The 18,444-nt window shown below is 35.8% G+C and carries 14 protein-coding genes and 1 riboswitch; of the genes, 10 read left to right on the top strand and 4 right to left on the bottom strand.

Annotated elements, in window-relative coordinates; genetic code table 11:
• Positions 1 to 63: 63 nt before the first annotated feature.
• Entirely contained in the window at positions 64 to 1,194 is a 1,131-nt protein-coding gene (locus MRBLBA3_RS18165) for an RNA-guided endonuclease InsQ/TnpB family protein (RefSeq protein ID WP_363382746.1), read from the bottom strand.
• An 810-nt stretch (positions 1,195 to 2,004) separates the two neighbouring features.
• Between MRBLBA3_RS18165 and dhaK the strand changes: the two genes are divergently transcribed.
• Positions 2,005 to 3,756: a dihydroxyacetone kinase subunit DhaK gene (gene dhaK / locus MRBLBA3_RS18160; RefSeq protein WP_044741184.1), complete on the top strand. Its 1,752-nt coding sequence runs from the start codon at positions 2,005 to 2,007 to the stop codon at positions 3,754 to 3,756.
• A 126-nt stretch (positions 3,757 to 3,882) separates the two neighbouring features.
• Here the strand turns inward: dhaK and MRBLBA3_RS18155 are convergent, their stop codons facing one another.
• Together MRBLBA3_RS18155 and MRBLBA3_RS18150 are read right to left on the bottom strand one after the other, a co-directional pair.
• Positions 3,883 to 4,434 carry a DUF4352 domain-containing protein gene (locus MRBLBA3_RS18155; RefSeq protein ID WP_363382743.1) on the bottom strand — a complete coding sequence of 184 codons (552 nt, stop codon included), beginning with the start codon at positions 4,432 to 4,434 and terminating at the stop codon, positions 3,883 to 3,885.
• A 242-nt stretch (positions 4,435 to 4,676) separates the two neighbouring features.
• Positions 4,677 to 4,883: a hypothetical protein gene (locus MRBLBA3_RS18150; protein WP_000792082.1), complete on the bottom strand. Its 207-nt coding sequence runs from the start codon at positions 4,881 to 4,883 to the stop codon at positions 4,677 to 4,679.
• Between the two features lie 235 nt (positions 4,884 to 5,118).
• A riboswitch (SAM riboswitch) is annotated at positions 5,119 to 5,224 on the top strand.
• Positions 5,225 to 5,306: 82 nt separating this feature from the next.
• On the opposite strand from MRBLBA3_RS18150, the gene MRBLBA3_RS18145 reads away from it, so the two are divergent.
• The 4 genes from MRBLBA3_RS18145 (at position 5,307) to MRBLBA3_RS18130 (ending at position 11,290) form a co-directional block, all read left to right on the top strand.
• Positions 5,307 to 6,365 carry an LLM class flavin-dependent oxidoreductase gene (locus tag MRBLBA3_RS18145; protein ID WP_044741180.1) on the top strand — a complete coding sequence of 353 codons (1,059 nt, stop codon included), beginning with the start codon at positions 5,307 to 5,309 and terminating at the stop codon, positions 6,363 to 6,365.
• The gene (locus MRBLBA3_RS18140; RefSeq protein WP_363382739.1) at positions 6,358 to 7,314 is read left to right on the top strand and encodes an ATP-grasp domain-containing protein; all 957 of its coding nucleotides are present in this window, start codon (positions 6,358 to 6,360) and stop codon (positions 7,312 to 7,314) included. Before MRBLBA3_RS18145 ends, MRBLBA3_RS18140 begins: the two co-directional genes overlap by 8 nt.
• A gap of 328 nt (positions 7,315 to 7,642) precedes the next feature.
• Entirely contained in the window at positions 7,643 to 8,641 is a 999-nt protein-coding gene (locus MRBLBA3_RS18135; RefSeq protein WP_363382736.1) for a YdcF family protein, read from the top strand.
• 261 nt (positions 8,642 to 8,902) lie between these two features.
• The gene (locus tag MRBLBA3_RS18130) at positions 8,903 to 11,290 is read left to right on the top strand and encodes an immune inhibitor A domain-containing protein (protein WP_363382733.1); all 2,388 of its coding nucleotides are present in this window, start codon (positions 8,903 to 8,905) and stop codon (positions 11,288 to 11,290) included.
• A gap of 678 nt (positions 11,291 to 11,968) precedes the next feature.
• Here the strand turns inward: MRBLBA3_RS18130 and MRBLBA3_RS18125 are convergent.
• Entirely contained in the window at positions 11,969 to 12,799 is an 831-nt protein-coding gene (locus tag MRBLBA3_RS18125) for a VanW family protein (protein ID WP_044741177.1), read from the bottom strand.
• Between the two features lie 824 nt (positions 12,800 to 13,623).
• Between MRBLBA3_RS18125 and MRBLBA3_RS18120 the strand changes: the two genes are divergently transcribed.
• From MRBLBA3_RS18120 to MRBLBA3_RS18100, 5 genes are all read left to right on the top strand, one after another.
• On the top strand, positions 13,624 to 15,276 hold the full coding sequence (locus MRBLBA3_RS18120; RefSeq protein WP_363382730.1) for an S-layer homology domain-containing protein: 1,653 nt from the start codon (positions 13,624 to 13,626) through the stop codon (positions 15,274 to 15,276).
• Positions 15,277 to 15,397: 121 nt separating this feature from the next.
• Entirely contained in the window at positions 15,398 to 16,039 is a 642-nt protein-coding gene (locus tag MRBLBA3_RS18115; protein WP_363382727.1) for a hypothetical protein, read from the top strand.
• A 353-nt stretch (positions 16,040 to 16,392) separates the two neighbouring features.
• Entirely contained in the window at positions 16,393 to 16,911 is a 519-nt protein-coding gene (locus tag MRBLBA3_RS18110) for a hypothetical protein (protein ID WP_363382724.1), read from the top strand.
• Between the two features lie 144 nt (positions 16,912 to 17,055).
• A complete protein-coding gene (locus tag MRBLBA3_RS18105) occupies positions 17,056 to 17,541 on the top strand; it encodes a hypothetical protein (protein WP_363382722.1) in 486 nt (161 codons plus the stop codon).
• A gap of 231 nt (positions 17,542 to 17,772) precedes the next feature.
• Positions 17,773 to 18,444 (top strand): ribonuclease, encoded by a 672-nt coding sequence (locus tag MRBLBA3_RS18100; RefSeq protein WP_193663877.1) that lies wholly within the window; start codon positions 17,773 to 17,775, stop codon positions 18,442 to 18,444.

Raw genomic sequence — 18,444 nt, 5'->3', positions numbered from 1 at the left:
CAAAGGGACGAGGGGTATAACACTCCACACGAGGCAGTATCGTTACCTCCTACTATCAAGCATTTATTTTACCCATCTTGATAAATTTATCGAAGCATTTAAATCCCTATCGTGATGGCTATTGCACCCAACACAACACCATTCACGTATTTTTAAACTCCACTGTCCTTCAGGTTGAACTGAATGGTCGTATTTAACGCTACAACATGAGCAAATCTTGCTTGAGGCGAACCATTTATCAGCTTTTACATACTCAATGCCATACTTCTCGCACTTGTATGATAAACATTGAAAGAAGAAGTTTAATTTTTGAAATAAAAATGCTTTCGATAGTCTTTTGTTTTTTAACAGGTTTGAGATAGGTAAGTCTTCCACAACGATCCTCATTGGTTTGGTTTTCACCAATTTAGCTGTTGCTTGATGGATATGGTTATTTCGGATATTCGTAATTTTCCTAGATAACCGCAGGTGCTCAGTTTTAGCTTTTTCATATCCGGCAGACTGAATTTTTACACCTTTTTTTAATCTCCTAGACATATCTCTTTGTGCTAACTTTTTCCTTTTCAAAAGCTTTTTAACCTTGGCATCTTTGTTTATATTTCGTTCTTTCATACCATTAGAAGCTACAAACAGCTCTTTTAAACCAACATCCACACCAATCGACTCATTGGTTAGTTCTTGTAATTCAAAGTCTTCTTGGAATCCTACACTAATCCACCAGTGACGACCGTCAAATGTAACTCTTGGATTTGATGGTTTTTTGTTTCTTGGTAGTTGTTGGCTTGTTTTCACTTCTCCAACGGACTGAATATGAACTACTTTCTTTCCTATAATCAGTCTTTCATAATTGGCATAAAATCCTTGGATTAAATCTTTTTTGGATTTATAAGAAGTGTGATAACCATTTTTGTACTTTTTGAACGAATTTTTTCTCGCCGTATCAAAATCTTTTGAAGCCTGTTTGGGAACTTGTGCGTTGATGTCATTTAACCACTCATATCTCTTTCGCTTCTTGATCTTTGTAAATCGTTTCTGTAAAGCTAACTGTGAAACAGATTTTCCAAATAGCTTATAATATCTATCACTCATTCTTTTACAATAGTTATAAGCGAATCTTGCAGCACCAGCATGGTTTCTAAGCACTTTTTCTTGTTCAGGCGTTGGAATTAGTCTGACTTTCTTCGCCAATATCATCAGAATTTAACTCCTTTAATGAAAGATTTGTTCTTCTGAATAGTAGCGTGTTCCACCAGCATTCTCCTTAGACTACTCGGATGCAAACCTGTTAATTCTGATACTTGACTAACTCGTGAAAATTTCATTATTATTCTCACCTCATTGAACCAAACATAGCACGTACGTTCGTTATTTTCAATGAAGTTTGATAGATTCAATAAAATTTATCTTGTTCAACTAAGGGCGCAATTCCTTAGCCAGTTCTCTTATGAACTTCTCATGTTTTCACATGAGCGCAGACTATATGTTTATCTACTTAAAGATAGAGGATTTTTCCACCACCATAGGCTTGTGATGTACTCTCGTCAGTTATACGAGATAGTCGTTGAACGTTCATCTTATCCATTTTGACTTAGATGATTCGAGGCGGAAGACCCATTGTTCTAGTGTTTAGGATTTAACCTTGCACCATCTGATTGATTTTTTCTGCTTTCGCGACATTCACGCTCACCATTTCTAGCCACGTTGTAGTTCAATCAGCTTTAGGGATTGCCCGCAGTTAACCCTCACTACTAGCCAATTACTTGACTAGCAGGGCTTACTGATATATTTAATTAACTTTAGTTATAATTGGTTAAATAAATCGTAACAGTTAGTTACCCTAGAATGTTAGTAATATGAAAATCCTACCTACAAATGAGAGCGGTGTCTTTAGACAGATTGTCCATTTTGTCCGTTTACTATAAAACGCTTTCATTTTAACATAAGTAGTAAGAAGAAGATTTCAAATATATCACAATATATTAAAGGAATTGAGGGAGAAGCACAATGAAAAAGATTATAAACAAACCAGAAACATTAGTAATGGAAATGTGCAACGGAATGGTTATGGCTCATCCAGAGCTTGAGCTTTTGAAAAAATATAAAGTCATTAAGAAGAAAGAAATGAACGAAAATAAAGTAACGTTAATTAGTGGCGGCGGTAGTGGTCATGAGCCAGCGCATGCAGGTCTAGTCGGAAAAGGAATGTTAGATGCGGCAGTGTGCGGAGATGTGTTTGCTTCGCCTTCACAAATTCAGGTGTATCAAGCAATTAAAGAAACAGCTAGTAAAAAAGGTACGTTATTAATTATTAAAAATTATAGCGGCGATATTATGAATTTCAAAAATGGTGCGCATTTAGCGATGGAAGATGGAATTGAAGTCGACTACGTAAAAGTAGACGATGATATTGCGGTAGAAGATAGTCTGTATACAGTAGGACGCCGCGGCGTTGCGGGAGTTATTTTAGTTCATAAAATTGCCGGCGCAGCAGCGGAAGCAGGTATGGATTTAGGAGCGGTGAAAGCTGTAGCGGAAAAAGCAGCGGCTAACGTGCGCACAATCGGTTTAGCGTTAACTTCTTGTACAGTTCCAGCGAGCGGATCACCTACTTTCACACTTGCGGAAGATGAAATGGAATACGGCGTAGGTATTCACGGCGAACCAGGTATTAAACGTGAAAAAACGATGTCAGCAGATGAATTAGCTAACCGTATGACAAATGATTTAATAAAAGATTTAGGAGTAAAAGGTGGCGAAGAAATTGCGCTTTTAGTAAATGGTTTTGGCGGAACACCACTGCAAGAACTTTACCTATTTAATAACGCAGTTACGAGAGAATTAGCTGCTAGAAACATTACAATTAATAGAGTATTCGTCGGTAATTATATGACGAGTATCGATATGGCTGGTATGTCTTTAACAGTGATGAAGTTAGATGACGAGCTAAAAACATTGTTATCGAAAGAATGTAATACACCAGCATTTAAAGTAGATGGGCCAGTTGAAAGTGTTGAGTACGTGAATGTGCTTGAAGGAGCAGAAGAGAAGGAAGTTTCCTTTGAAATAGAAACAGCGGAAGAGCATGCTGTTATTAAAAATAATGTCATTACATTAAACAACATGATTTATCTCGTTGATAAAATGAGCGACGTTATTATTAAAAACGAAGTACCGTTCTGTGAGTTAGATACACATGCAGGTGACGGCGACTTCGGAATGAGTGTGGCAAAAGGATTTAAGCAATTAAAACGTGAGTGGCATTCTATTGTAGATCAAGAGAACGTAACGATCGGATCATTCCTTGACGGTTGTTCGATGATTATTATGGAACATTGCGGCGGCGCATCTGGTCCAATTTGGGGCGGAGCATTCCGCGCAGCTAGTAAAGCAGCCGGCGAGAAGCATGAGTTAACAGTGAAAGAATTCGCTGAAATGTTACAAGCGGCACTGCAAGGCATACAATCTATCGGTGAAAGATCATTCGGTAGAGGAGCAGTAGTTGGTGATAAAACACTTGTTGACGCACTTGCTCCATGTGTAGACTCTTGGTTAGCTAGCGCTTCAAACGAAGTAGACGTGAAAACTGCCTTTGAAAAAGGTGCAGAAGCAGCGGTTAAAGGAGCAGAGTATACGAAAGAAATCGTCGCTCGCATGGGCCGCGCCGGTACAGTTGGTGAAAGAAGTTTAGGATATCCTGATGCAGGTGCACATGCGCTTGGAGTTATCTTTACGGAGATTGCTGGTAGTTTGAAATAGGAATGAGAAAATCCCTCTGCCTTAGGGCGGAGGGACTTTTATATATTCTTCATTTGTATCTATATCAAATTTTTCAGTGCTTTTTGCTTATTTGAGAGATGTCTTCAATTAAATTGTATTTTAGACTTAGTTTTTTTGTGATTGCAGCTTATCAATTTTCCAGTGTGCTTCTAGAGATTCTAAAGAGCTTTCAATATAAAACATATATTCATCTGCGGTACCTGGTACTTCAAAAGCTATTTTCAATTCTACCGTTTCATTTGGTTTAACTTGTATATCAGAAGGGTTTTGATCAAGCACCTTTCCTTCATAGGTCTTTCCGTCTTTTTCATCTTTTAAGTTATATTTTAATTCTGATAGACCAATCATTTGACCCCGTACATTTTTTACAGAGACATTAACAACGATAGAATCGTTGCTATCATTTAAATATGCACTTTGAACGGCGGTCAAGTAATAGCCTCCCTTTGCACTCTCACCAACTAATAAAATACCTTGTTCCAAGCGTCTCATATATTCTTCTTCTTCAAAATTTATTGATTTTTCATTTTCATTTTTGGCGGTTGGTTCTTCTATTGGACCATTTTCAACAGCACTATCTTTTTTATCTTGTGTGCAAGCAGCCGTAACACTGACTAATACTAGAATTAAAGTAAGTAATATGGATAATTTCCTCATAAAATGTATCTGTCTCCTTAAGTTTCTCAATTTTGTGCAACTATACATATTATAAAGCGATTCTATTAAGATTAACATAATGTCTCATTATTGGATCAAAATAGGGGGTCTTTTAGACACCTTATTCTTGTTTTTTATTGATATGATTGGTGTATTTACTCTAGTTGTAGCGCAATCGTCCGTTGTTATCATTCCTACTGTATCATTAATAAACATCTTCATAATATGTAATTAGTATTATTTTATTCTTCAAATATCTCCGGCTTCTCCACTCTAAATGATTTCACCTCACCACATTCTAAACAAAATGTAGTTAATAGTTTGGAACGTTTCCCCACTGAAAAGAGCCTACTAGAATCATCTTCACAAACATATGCATGATAGGCAAATCCAACTCTGCCTTCTTTAAATGTAGTAGAACCACAATTCTCGCATCGTTTATTTTTCATGCTACTAACACCTCTTTTGCTGTATTTTTAAGATAGAAGTAAAGCAATATACATGATGTTTTCGACATGATACAACATACCCCTTTATATATTCGCAAGTAAAACAACATAATACCCTTATAAATCTCTATAACAATATGATTTTCCATATATCATTTAATATTTATCGGAAAAATAAGTATTAAAATATTGTCTTTTATTATTCTGATGATTATAATAAATGGAAATCAAACAATTCTTATGTTGAGAAGTGGAGGGACGGGCCCTATGAAACTTCGGCAACCTCGTTTTAGACGAAAGGTGCCAAATCCTGCAGGTGAAAAACACCTGAAAGATAAGAGCGGTTCATTTAGTCAAGAAGGCTACTCTTATTTCGTTAAGAGTAGCTTTTTTTATGGTTAAAAGTTAAAGGGGGAATAGGTAGTGGAGTATGGTTTTTGGTTGCCGATTTTTGGGGGATGGCTTCGAAATGTAGATGATGAATCTATGCCGCCTACGTTTGAGTATGCAAAACAAACAGCGCAAGCGGCAGAACAATTAGGTTTTTCAACAACACTTATTGCGGAATTAAACTTAAATGATATAAAAGGTGTTTCAGCACCAAGTTTAGAAGCGTGGACAACTGCGGCAGCACTTGCTGCGGTAACGGATCGATTAGAGATTATGACAGCTGTAAGACCTGGTTTTCACAATCCAGCAGTTACAGCGAAAATGGCAGCAAATATCGATCAATTAAGTAATGGCCGTTTTACATTGAATGTAGTTTCAGCATGGTGGGAAGAAGAAGCGAAGCAGTACGGCGGGGTATTTACCGCACATGATGAACGGTATGATCGCACAGAGGAATTTGTAACAGTTTTGAAAGAGCTTTGGAAAGAAGAAGAGTTTTCCTATAAAGGGAACTTTTATGAGCTTCATCATACACATTTAAGTCCAAAACCTGTGCAGAAACAAGGCATTAAGATCTATGCAGGTGGTGAGAGTGAGCGAGGAAAAGAAGTAATTGTAAATCACGCGGATGCATATGTAATGCATGGCGGAACAGTGGAAGAAGTATTTGTGAAAATAGAAGATATGAAGAATCGTAGAAAGAAAGTTACAGAGGAGCCATTGCAATCATTCGGGCTCGCGGCTTACGTCATTTGTCGTGATACAGAAGAAGAGGCATTAGAGGAATGGAGACGCGTAACGGATGTGAAGGACGATGCTTTAGGTTATGCGGGTTACCAAGATTTTATTAGTAAGTCGCATTTGGAACAGCAAGTAAAGCTAAATGATTATTCCGTATCTAATCGCGGGTTACGTCCTAATTTAATCGGAACACCAGAACAAATTGCAGAAAGGATACTTGCTTTTGAAAAAGTGGGTGTTACGTTATTACTTTTACAATTTTCACCGCAGCTTGAAGAGATGAAACGATTTTCTGAAAAAGTGATGCCATTAGTTGAAGCAAAAAGAAAGGAATTGATTACAAATGAGTAAAATTTACATATTACATGAAAATAAGGAATGGACGGATCATTTGGTGAAAAGGCTGGAAGAGCTGGAGTTACCGTATGAGGAATGGCTTTTAAATGAGGGAACACTTTCATTAGAACAAGAACCTCCCCAAGGTGTTTTTTATAGCCGCATGAGTGCTTCTTCACATACGAGAGGGCATCGATATGCACCTGAATTGACTGAAGGGGTTCTTGCTTGGCTAGAGGGATACGGACGAACAGTATTTAATGGGTCTCGTGCATTACGCCTTGAAGTAAGTAAATTGAATCAATATGCAGCATTAAGAAGTTTTGGGATACAAGTGCCGAAAACAATTGGCGCTGTTGGCCGTGATCATATAGTAAAAGCAGCAAGGGAGTTAGGGGAAGTACCGTTGATTACAAAGCATAACCGTGCAGGTAAAGGCCTTGGTGTTCAACTTTTTCATTCCATTGATGCTTTAGAGCAATATTTGGATGGGCCGACATTTGAAGAACCTATTGATGGAATTACTTTAATCCAGCAATATATTGAAGCGCCAGAACCGTATATTACACGTTGTGAGTTTGTAGGCGGTCAGTTTGTATATGCAGTTAAAGTAGATACATCAGAAGGATTTGAGCTTTGCCCGGCAGATGCGTGCTCTATTCAAGATGCTTTTTGCCCAGTAGGAGAAGAGAGTAAGAAAGAGTCGTCAACAAAATTTGAAATTATATCGGACTTCCAAGAGCCAATTATTGAACAGTACAAAGAGTTTTTGAAAGAAAATAAAATTACCGTTGCTGGTATTGAATTTATTCGCAGTTCGGATGGAACAATTTATACGTATGATATTAATACAAACACAAACTATAATTCTGACGCAGAGTCTGTAGCGAATCAATTTGGTATGCTTGAGCTTGCTAAATTCCTTGGAATAGAACTAGAAAAACAAGTAGAGTCAGTTAAATAATGTTGATTAAAAAATATGGTCCTGGTACAAATATAAGAAAAAAGAAGAGATAGCACATTTTATCGGTGAAAGATCGTTCGGTAGAGGAGCTGTAGTTGCTGGGAAAAGTTTAGGATACCCTGATGCAGGTTGGGGTTATCTTTACGGAGATTTCGGGCAGTTTGAAATAGAAATTAGAAGAACCCCTCTACCTTAAGGTGGAGGGGATTTTTAATATAGTTGATTGATATATCTAAAAAAAGAAGTGGCGAAACAAATGAACAAAAGTAGTTAGAAAATTCTATGCTTACTTTTTCAGTATAATAGTTATAGATGAAAGGAGCATGTGATGTTTAATTTTATAATTGCTGGGGCTTTATTGTTTATATTATTTTTATTTTTATTTTTTAAAGATCGGAGACGAATTAGTTTAGCTTTTATTCTCACATTAAGTTTAGGCTGTTTCTTCCTAAGTATTTTTGATGCTTTATCAAAATCAGAGGTTAATGAGTTTTCTCGCTTATTATTATTAGGAATAGTTTTTGGATTAATCCCTTTAGGGATATTGTTTGTTGCTCTGTATCTTTTATTTAATGGAAAAGTTATGATGCAACGTGAAGGAAGAAGATTAGGTAATTTATTATCTTTATTATTAAGTTTTGCAGTATTTGGTATTATTGGTTTATTAATGAAACTTGCATTTAGTGTGTATCATCCTAGTTTCTATATGTATTATGTAACAGTCGTACTGTTATTTTTATACTTTGCATATATATTTATGAGTTACTTAACTTATGCAGTACTTTATCATTTTATAAAGGTAAAATACATACCTGATTTTATTATTGTTTTGGGGTCAGGTTTAATTGGTGGGGATAGAGTGCCTCCATTATTAGCATCTCGTTTGGATAAAGGGATGGATGAGTATATTAAGTATGGCCGAAGCCCTAAAATTATAGTTTCTGGTGGACAAGGGCCAGATGAATTAGTAAGTGAAGCGGCTGCTATGAAAAAATATTTAGTGGAAAAAGGCATGAATGAGAAAGATGTGTTAACGGAAGATAAGTCTCGAAACACATTGCAAAATATGCTATTTTCTAAAAAGATTATGGACACTATAAAAACTGACCACAAGAGTATATTTGTTACAAATAATTATCATGTATTTAGAGCTAGTATTTATGCAAGATTATCGGGTTTGAAATGTGAAGGTGTTGGTTCTAACACAGCAAGATATTATTTACCAAGTGCATTTTTACGAGAATATATCGGTATATTAGTCATGTATAAATGGTGGCATGCTACTTTTGTAGCTATTTTATTGTTATTTGTATTGTGGTCGATGTAGTTATACTATTTTGAATGCTCCAGTATCGGAGCATTTTTTTATTTTATTTCACTTTTCATAGGAGGGCTATTCATAAAAAAGACCCCCTATAAGGTGCCGTCCTCTGTATTTTAATTTATTATCTCACGCATTTCCCCCTGCACAAAAAAATATTTCTCAACATTTAATTGTTGAAAAACATTTAATATTCTCTATAAAGAGAATATTATGTTTCTATCGGCAAAAAAAACGATAATTCGCAGACACTGGGGAGGAAATGCATTGAAAAAGAATAAGAAGTTAAAACCGTTATCAGTTTTAGCAACAGCGGCAGTACTAAGTAGTAGTTTTGCTTTTGGAAGTCATGCGGCGTATGCTGAAACACCAACACCATCTCTACCAATAGATGAGCATTTAATACCGGAGGAGCGTTTGGCAGAAGCGCTAAAACAAAGGGGCGTAATTGATCAATCTGCATCACAAGCTGAGACGTCAAAGGCTGTCGAAAAATATGTTGAGAAAAAGAAAGGGGAAAACCCTGGTAAAGAAATCTTGACAGGAGATAGTCTTACGCAAGAAGCTTCTGATTTTATGAAAAAAGTAAAAGATGCAAAAATGAAGGAAAATGAACAGGCGCAGCAGCCAACAGTAGGGCCAGTAGCTGGACAAGGTGCAGGATTGAATTCTAGTAAATTAAATGGAAAAGTACCTACTGCACCAGCGAAGCAAGAAGCGTACAACGGAGATGTTCGAAAAGATAAAGTACTTGTTTTACTCGTAGAATTTAGCGATTTTAAGCATAACAATATTGATCAAGAGCCAGGATACATGTATTCTAAGGACTTTAATCGTGAACATTATCAAAAAATGTTATTTGGTGATGAACCATTTACGTTATTTGATGGATCGAAGATTAATACATTTAAACAATATTATGAAGAACAATCTGGCGGGAGCTACACAGTTGATGGAACTGTAACGGAATGGCTTACTGTTCCAGGGAAAGCTTCAGATTACGGTTCGGATGCAGGAACTGGTCATGATAACAAGGGTCCTTTAGGGCCGCGTGATTTTGTGAAAGAAGCATTAAAAGCAGCGGTAGCAAAAGGAATTAATTTAGCAGATTATGATCAATTTGATCAATACGATCAAAATGGTGATGGAAATAAAAACGAGCCAGATGGCATTATTGATCATTTAATGGTTGTACATGCTGGCGTTGGTCAAGAAGCTGGCGGCGGTAAATTGAAAGATGATGCAATTTGGTCTCATCGTTCAAAACTTGGATCAAAACCATATGCGATTGATGGCACAAAATCTTCTGTTTCGAATTGGGGCGGAAAGATGGCTGCATATGATTATACAATCGAGCCTGAAGATGGAGCGGTTGGTGTGTTTGCGCATGAGTATGGTCATGATTTAGGCTTACCAGATGAGTATGATACAAAGTACTCAGGACAAGGTGAACCTGTTGAGTCATGGTCTATTATGAGCGGCGGCAGCTGGGCTGGAAAAATTGCAGGAACAGAGCCAACAAGTTTCTCACCACAAAATAAAGAGTTTTTCCAAAAGAATATGAAGGGCAACTGGGCGAATATCGTTGAGGTAGATTATGATAAACTTCGCACGGGAGTCGGTGTTGCAACATATTTAGATCAAAGTGTTACAAAATCAAAACGACCAGGAATCGTTCGTGTTAACTTGCCGGATAAAGATATTAAAAATATCGAGTCAGCATTTGGTAAGAAGTTTTATTACAGTACAAAAGGAAATGACATTCATACAACACTTGAGACACCAGTATTTGACTTAACAAATGCAACGAATGCTAAGTTTGATTATAAGGCATTCTACGAACTTGAAGCGAAGTATGATTTCCTTGATGTATATGCGATTGCAGAAGACGGAACGAAGACACGTATTGATAGAATGGGCGAAAAAGATGTAAAAGGCGGCGCAGATACAACTGATGGTAAATGGGTTGATAAAACATACGATTTAAGCCAATTCAAAGGGAAAAAAGTAAAACTACAATTTGAGTATTTAACAGATATTGCAGTAGCTTATAAAGGATTTGCGTTAGATAATGCTGCATTAACTGTCGATGGGAAAGTTGTTTTCTCTGATGATGCAGAAGGTCAACCAGCAATGACGTTAAAAGGATTTACTGTATCTAACGGATTGGAACAGAAAAAAAATAACTACTATGTAGAGTGGAGAAATTACGCTGGTTCTGACACGGCGTTACAACATGCGCGTGGTCCAGTCTTTAATACAGGAATGGTTGTATGGTATGCGGATCAAAGCTTTACAGATAACTGGGTAGGCGTTCATCCAGGTGAAGGATTCTTAGGAGTAGTAGATTCTCATCCAGAGGCAATCGTAGGTACATTAAACGGACAACCGACTGTGAAGAGCAGTACGCGTTATCAAATTGCCGATGCGGCATTCTCATTTGATCAAGCGCCAGCATGGAGAGTGGATTCGCCAACTCGCGGTATCTTTGACTATAAAGGATTACCAGGCGTTGCAAAATTTGATGATTCTAAGCAGTACATCAACAGCGTTATTCCAGATGCAGGACGTAAGTTACCAAAACTAGGATTGAAGTTTGAAGTAGTAGGTCAAGCTGAAGACAAGTCTGCAGGTGCAGTTTGGATTCATCGATAGAATAAGGTGAAATTAAGAGGGAGCTGCCCTATGAGTTGGTGAAACCGACTTATGGACAGCTCTTTTCTTATTCTAGAAATGTGGCAGTTTAGTTTAGGAACCAGTTCATTGGAAAGGAAGATATAAAATTCATTTTCAATAAAACGAGAAATGATATCGTCAGATAATTCCCTTTTACTTCCACATGAGAGGTATAAAACAAAGGGAGAAAGTCAGTAGCGGTCCTGTTATATTCTGCATAGCAGCGATTTATATGTCGAGAAATCAAAATAGATTTATGTAGCATGTCGCTTTAGTTTTAAAAGTAGAAATAAATTATAATGTAGCATGATTCAAATTAATTGAAATGCATGAGCAAAAATACATTCTCATACGAGATTTTTATTAAATTACAAAATACTTATCAGACTTGATTGTAAGAAATGATAAGTATAATTGTATTGTTATTATCCTTAAGACCATTTAAAGAAGACTTTGATAATTGATTTTTTATGATGTACAGAAAAAATTAATTATCACATCCTTTTATTTTCACACTAGAACCTAAAAAGAGGTTCTGTTACAAAGTTTTTTAACAAGAAAAAGTTATGTTGCAAAAAGGGTTGTGCCTATTAATTATATGAAGAGAGGCATGTAGTGTGTTACTAGACAAAAATACTTGATACACCAATGTTACCTTCACTTACCCTCCTCATTATTATAAGCTAATAGTGGTTCGTACATCATTATAGCGTGATTCTCCGTTACATATTGGTCTTCTATAAACTGTTTCTGTTGATTATATACTTTACGTTGAATAACATTATGTCGTATATAACCACCCCAGTATGCAGATTGGATTGAGTGTTCTTTTTCATATACTTCATATTGATAAAGCTGTGGATGGGCAATTCTCCACTCACCGACTAAATGCTTATCTGTAATATAAAGGTGAAGTTGATACGATTGGTCCGTTTCATTTTTGATTTGTAAATCCAAATAATTATAAGAACAAGTCGCTCCACTTCCAAATGGTTGGGTCCGCTTGGAATCAGGAAAGACATCAAAACTATGACGATATCGCTCTGTTACTGTCAATGGTGTATGTAAGGTCATCCAATATATTAAATTTGAAAGCTGACAAAGCCCTCCTCCAATGCCTGCTTGAAAAGATCCATAGTGTAGTATCATGCCCTCTACATACCCTTTTCTCCTCGTAGGCTTACCTATTAAACGCCAGTAAGAGAATGTTTCTCCCGGTCTAATGACGATACCATTTAGTTGTTTAATAGCAATCTTCAAATTAACAACTTTATTTTGTTGATACCACATATCTACATCTTTGAGCTTACGAAGTAGTATCGTTCGGTGCTGAATCGCTGTATAGGGTAACTTTTCTTGTTGAAACGTTTTTGCATATGTTTTTCCATCTGCTAACCACTGAATGTACCTCTTTGTAGAGTAATACCATGTCCCTAGTAGAATGCGATACTTAGACCGCTGTTTAGGACGTAAGTTCACTAAATTCATTTTATTTCCTCTCTCCATCGTTTTCATATGTTACCATTTCCGTAATTACGATCCCAATCAATTGCCGTATTAATGCCTTTGAATTTACCCAAGTTTTCCCACACAGAACTGTAATATTAATTGTCGTATTCTCTCGTTTTTTAACTACATTCTTATATGTATATCCATCAATAAATTGTACTTTTCTTAGCTGCATAGTAATTAACATAAATAGATAAAAGACGCAAAAAAACAGTATAATTAATCCAATGGGGACCTTGTTTTTTCCATTTTTCGAATTGCTTATAGTCATGTGAAACTCTGCCTCAATATGATAAATTCAACACATTATAAATATAAAGGATAACCTTAAACAAAGAATAATGAAAATTAAAGAAATTCTAAAGAATTAATATATTTTTACTAAATATTGATTGATAATAAGTTGTTTTTTGAGACTTTACTAGGTTCTGTTGCGAAGTTTCTTAGCAAATAAAAAGTTAAGTTAATTACAATGAATCATGTTAAAAGGTATGTTCTCAGGATTATATTGTAATTTTAATGGAGATAGCATTGTTTTTTAGGCTACATTTTAGCGAAATAAAAGCTCAAAAAGCGATATGTATATTTACAATGTTACATTAGTGTTTTTCTTTTTATTTATATATTCGTAAGTGAAATAGCATGATATTAGTATGAATTACTATAGTAATATGAGTTTTTGCATATTTTAAAATTTAATATATCCTCCGAAAAGTTTTAATTGTATAATGTGTTTTGTCATATTATTTTAGATTTTTCGACAAAAAAAACAAAAAATAGAAGACGTATTGGGAGAATGCATTATGTACACAAAACTATTAAAATCAATTACATCATTATCACTTATTGGTGGTGCGTTATTATATACAAATGGCAGTGATGTGAAAGCTGCTGAAGCGGGCGTTTTTTCTGATGTACCAACATCGCACTGGTCCTATCCGGCGATTAAAGATTTAGCGGGTAAAAATATTATTTCAGGTTATGGAAATGGAAAGTTTGGTTTTGGTGATGTTGCGACGAGGGAGCAAGTTGCAGCTTTAATTTATCGTGTGTTAGTACCGAATAAGCAAGGTGGTACGTTTAGTAATGATGGTGCTCGTTATGTATTAAAAGATGGGTCTATTTTAAACAATCCGTATCGTGATATTCGCTCAGGTTCTACAATGTTTCCGGAAGAGGTTTTAACGTTAACGAAATTGGGGATTTTTAAAGGTGATGGAAATGGCGGTTTTAGACCGAAAGATTCTGTTAGCCGCGCAGAAAACGCGATTAGTGCGGTGCAGTCAAACGGGATTGCATCTGGTACAGGGGACGGGAAATTTGAACCAGCTAAAACGGTAACGCGTGAACAGTATGCACAGTTTTTATATAATGCATTGAAACATAAAAAGCCTGAGGTTGCGGTGCAAGATACAGGAGATGCGGCATTATTAACAGCATTCAAAAATGAAGTGCAAACACGTATTAATACGTACGAAACGAACATTACACTTCCATATAAAACGAAAAATAGTAATGCAGAAGAAGTGATGAATACACTTTTTAACGCATATAAAGAAGTCGCAAATAAAAATGAGTATACAAATTATAATAGGTCGAATGTTTCATATGGAATTTCTGGATCACCTGGAAATTATACATTTAAGCTAAATATTACATATCGCGAAACGAAAGAACAAACAGAGTATGTGATGAAACAAGCGAAAGCGATCGTTTCTTCTATTATTCAAACGGGAATGGATGACCATGAAAAAGTGAAGGCGGTTCATGATTATGTTGTAAAACATGTTTCTTACGATACGTCTTATAAAGCGTATACAGCATATGAGGCACTCGCGAATCGTTCTGCCGTTTGCCAAGGTTACACACTATTAACCTATCAATTATTAAAAGAAGCTGGAATTGAGAATCATTTTGTAGTAGGGACTGGAGACGGTCAGCCTCATGCTTGGAATTTAGTGAAAATCGATAACAAATGGTACCATCTCGATACAACATTTGATGATCCAGTGCCAGATGTACAAGGCCGCGTAACGTATTCTTATTTCAACTTATCAGATGAGCAAATTGCGAAGAATCACGTGTGGAACCGAGGGGACTATCCGCAAGCTACAACAAACTATTATAGTACATTAACAAATAAAATTGCGGCAGGTGGTACGAAAACTCCTGCATACCAACAAATTTTGAAAGATACAAAGTTAAATTATTTAGGAAATGAATACATCGCGAATAGCTATAATGAATTAAAAAGTAAAATGCAGCAGCGCTATAGTGCAAAGCCAGAAAAGATTGAAGTGTTGTATAAGCAATCAATGAATGGTGCATTACAAGATGTGAAAAAGGTAATTGGAGAAATCGGTTATCCAAAAGGATCAAACCGTGTTTCTTATAAATCGGAGCCCTATAATGCAAAAGAAGGGTATACTTTGGTGACGATTACATTTATATATTGATAATGAGAAAGCATCTGTTTCAGATGCTTTTTTATTATTTCAGTTCGACATAATGTGACAAAGGGACATAACTGCATCTGTTATGATAACCTTAAAAATTTGACATTTTGGAGGATTAGAAATGAATAAAAAGAAGATTTTTGCTGCGTTAATAGGAATCGCAGTTTTACTTGTAATTATTAATGTAGTTGTCACGAAAGGGAAAACGACATCAACATCAACTAGTGAAAGAATGTACACTGAGAAAGAATATAATAAATTAGTAGATGAGCATTTTGAAGAAACGCAAAAGTTAAAAGGTGATAAGAAGCTATTAGAAACTGAAAATAAATCTCTTGATGCACAAGTTAAGAAGTTAAAAGATGAATTAGCGAAAAAAGAGCAACAAGTAGCGCAGCAGCCAGTTCAACAAGAACAGCCGAAACAACAACCAGCACCAGCTCCACAGCCAGAAACGAAAGAAGAGCCTAAACCAGAACAGCCTACGGGCGCATTCGCAAATCCTGTGAAAAGTATAAATAAAACAGAGGCAATGAATAAAGTGAAAGAGAAGGCGAAGCTAGATTTTCAAGATGACTACATGACGCAAAACTTTGTTGCTGAGGAGCAATCAAAAGCATTTGACTTCTTAAATGGAGTAGAAATCAAATCACAAGAAGAATTAAATGTGATGAAGAATGCATTGAAAGATTTTTCAAATGACTTTATGACAGTGAAGTTTGTTTATGAAGAGCAAATGAAAGCGAAGAATAAGCAGGGGTAATACTAAAAACGCTATCTTTTAAAAAGGTAGCGTTTTTAGTATGGGTTATAAAGTTATTCCTGCATTTGATATATACAGTCTAACCTTGACGCCAGGATTATGGGATAAGCAAGGCGTATCATTTCTATGGTCATTCTTATTTGAAACGCCATTTGCATTAAGGAGAGGACTTCCGTTGCGACATGTATGTTTTTTATTTTCTCCTATAAAGCAAATCGGTTATATGAAGAGAGAAGATGATAGGAGGGATCCCCTTTAGCAGAACCTGTGCATACGCACAGATACATACTACTATAACCACTAAAATAATTCATAATAAAATGAGATGTTTCATAGAAACAGGAGGGATTAAAGTGAGGAAGGTTGATTTAGTAACCAAACTATTAGATTTAGAAACATCAATAATGCAAGGATTAAGACCAATTTCCGACGCTGGATTTGATGGCATTTATGAAATCTTTACTATGTTAGAAGTTGAAGATGCTGTCAATGTGTTATTAAAAGATGTCTTTAAAGATGTATATTTAGAAAATGGTACACCTTATTGTGAAGGTTCAGAAGCTGAAGAAGAGTTTACAGAACGCCTAATTCACATCAAACATGATCTAGCAGATGATATTTCTCTGGATGAAAAATTAGAATTAATTTCCGTTCTTTTGGATATGGAACAGGAAAGATATTTAACATATATAGAGTTCTCAGATTTAGGGGTTTCTTTTGATATTCATTCTACTATGGACGCTTTATATGATTTTATTAATCAACTAATTAGTGTAGATATAGGGGATGCAATTCATGTCTACACTGATGGTGAAATTTCAAAACAAGAAATTTTGGATTTTATATCTGATAAATGGGCAAAAAAAAGCTAATAAAAACTTAGTGTTTTTACTAAAAAGAGAGCTACAGTTCTCTTTTTTTATTTTCGGCGACAAAATTCGATATAATAGTTATAACCATTTTTGTTATGCTTGGATGAGAAATGCTACATTCCCTATAATCGGAGGAAGAGAACTATGCAAAACTCGTTTTATACAAAGTGGTGGTTTTGGTTTATTATTGCCGTCGTCGTAATTGTTGTTGTTGGAGGAAAAAACAAAAAAGAAGAAGCTACAACAACTCCCGCCGAACTGAAAAAAGAAATAAAACAAGAACAACCTAGACAAGATGTTAAAGCTCAACCAGAAAAGAAAGAACAACCTAAACCAGATGTTCACCAATCTGCATCGGGATTTACAAATCCTATTAAAAATATCGATAAAACAGCTGCTATGAATGCCGTCAAAGAAAAGGCAAAGAAAGACTTCCCAGATGATTACATGACACAGAATTACGTAGCAGAGGGACAATCTAAGGCGTTTGACCATTTAAATGGTATTGAACTAAAATCCCAGGAGGAACTGAACGTTATGAAGAAAGCGATCAGCGACTTCCCTAACGACTTCATGACTACTAAATATGTGTATGAAGAACAGATAAAAGCTATGAACAAGCAGCAATAAGATACTATGTTGTTCATATTTTCCTGATTAAAAATATGGATAAATACGGTGAAATGAAAATCGGATGGGAGTCCAATACATATTATTAAAATTAAGCTGGTTCAAGTCGCAGGAAGGCACCTTAGGGTGTCTTTTTTATTACTCTTCGACAGAATATGACAAAATAGTTGTAACTGTGTCTGTTATGCTTGTGCAGTAAATCTTACATTTAACAACTGGAGGAACTACATAATGGGTAAAATTTTTAAGTTTGGGTGTTTAGGGGTAATAGCAATTGTAGTCATCATTTTTGTTGCTGCAGTTATTGATGGTAGTAATGATTCGAAAGAAAAAGCATCTACTAATCCAAAACAAGAAAGCAAAAAGGATGCTCCAATGAAAGAAGAACAGAAGAAGCAACAAGATGAAGCTAAGAAAAAGGAAGAACCTAAGCCAGCTGTAAACGCTGATAAGGCTACATACGAAAACGAAATCAAGCCTACTATTGATGCCATGATAAAAGAATATGATGAAATTTGGAATCAGGACTGGAGACCTATTTGGGGCGAAGCAAGCAAAGATCCTGCATCTATTGACAAGAACACTTTAAAAGAGAAAATGGAGTCAGTTACAAATCGATACGATGAACTATCCAATAAAAATACTGCGTTTAAAAGCGGTGCGAAGCTAAACGATCCTGTATTAAAAGAGAAGATTGAGAAATTCAGAGTTGATTTTGGACTAGCAACGAACTATAGAAGTAATGCTGGAAGAGCTGTGACTCAAGGAATAAAAGGGGTAGCTCCAATGAAAGAAAGAATGGATGAAGCTCAAAAATCAATCCAACTTTCTGATCAAAAACTAATCAATGCTGTAGCTAGTTTAACTGAAGTTGAATCGAAATTGGGAGTTAGTCGTAATTAG

Origin of the sequence: Bacillus sp. LBA3-1-1.1, from assembly GCF_040676495.1 — a bacterium.
Lineage (GTDB): Bacteria > Bacillota > Bacilli > Bacillales > Bacillaceae_G > Bacillus_A > Bacillus_A nitratireducens.
The sequence above is the reverse complement of the archived record's forward strand: the minus strand, read 5'-3'. Positions and strand labels throughout refer to the sequence as shown.

Excerpts from the sequence above, each read along its gene's own strand:
- MRBLBA3_RS18165 (WP_363382746.1), bottom strand. The coding sequence starts at position 1,194 with ATGATATTGGCGAAGAAAGTCAGACTAATTCCAACGCCTGAACAAGAA.
- dhaK (WP_044741184.1), top strand. The coding sequence starts at position 2,005 with ATGAAAAAGATTATAAACAAACCAGAAACATTAGTAATGGAAATGTGC.
- MRBLBA3_RS18155 (WP_363382743.1), bottom strand. The coding sequence starts at position 4,434 with ATGAGGAAATTATCCATATTACTTACTTTAATTCTAGTATTAGTCAGT.
- MRBLBA3_RS18150 (WP_000792082.1), bottom strand. The coding sequence starts at position 4,883 with ATGAAAAATAAACGATGCGAGAATTGTGGTTCTACTACATTTAAAGAA.
- MRBLBA3_RS18140 (WP_363382739.1), top strand. The coding sequence starts at position 6,358 with ATGAGTAAAATTTACATATTACATGAAAATAAGGAATGGACGGATCAT.
- MRBLBA3_RS18135 (WP_363382736.1), top strand. The coding sequence starts at position 7,643 with ATGTTTAATTTTATAATTGCTGGGGCTTTATTGTTTATATTATTTTTA.
- MRBLBA3_RS18125 (WP_044741177.1), bottom strand. The coding sequence starts at position 12,799 with ATGAATTTAGTGAACTTACGTCCTAAACAGCGGTCTAAGTATCGCATT.
- MRBLBA3_RS18120 (WP_363382730.1), top strand. The coding sequence starts at position 13,624 with ATGTACACAAAACTATTAAAATCAATTACATCATTATCACTTATTGGT.
- MRBLBA3_RS18115 (WP_363382727.1), top strand. The coding sequence starts at position 15,398 with ATGAATAAAAAGAAGATTTTTGCTGCGTTAATAGGAATCGCAGTTTTA.
- MRBLBA3_RS18105 (WP_363382722.1), top strand. The coding sequence starts at position 17,056 with ATGCAAAACTCGTTTTATACAAAGTGGTGGTTTTGGTTTATTATTGCC.
- MRBLBA3_RS18100 (WP_193663877.1), top strand. The coding sequence starts at position 17,773 with ATGGGTAAAATTTTTAAGTTTGGGTGTTTAGGGGTAATAGCAATTGTA.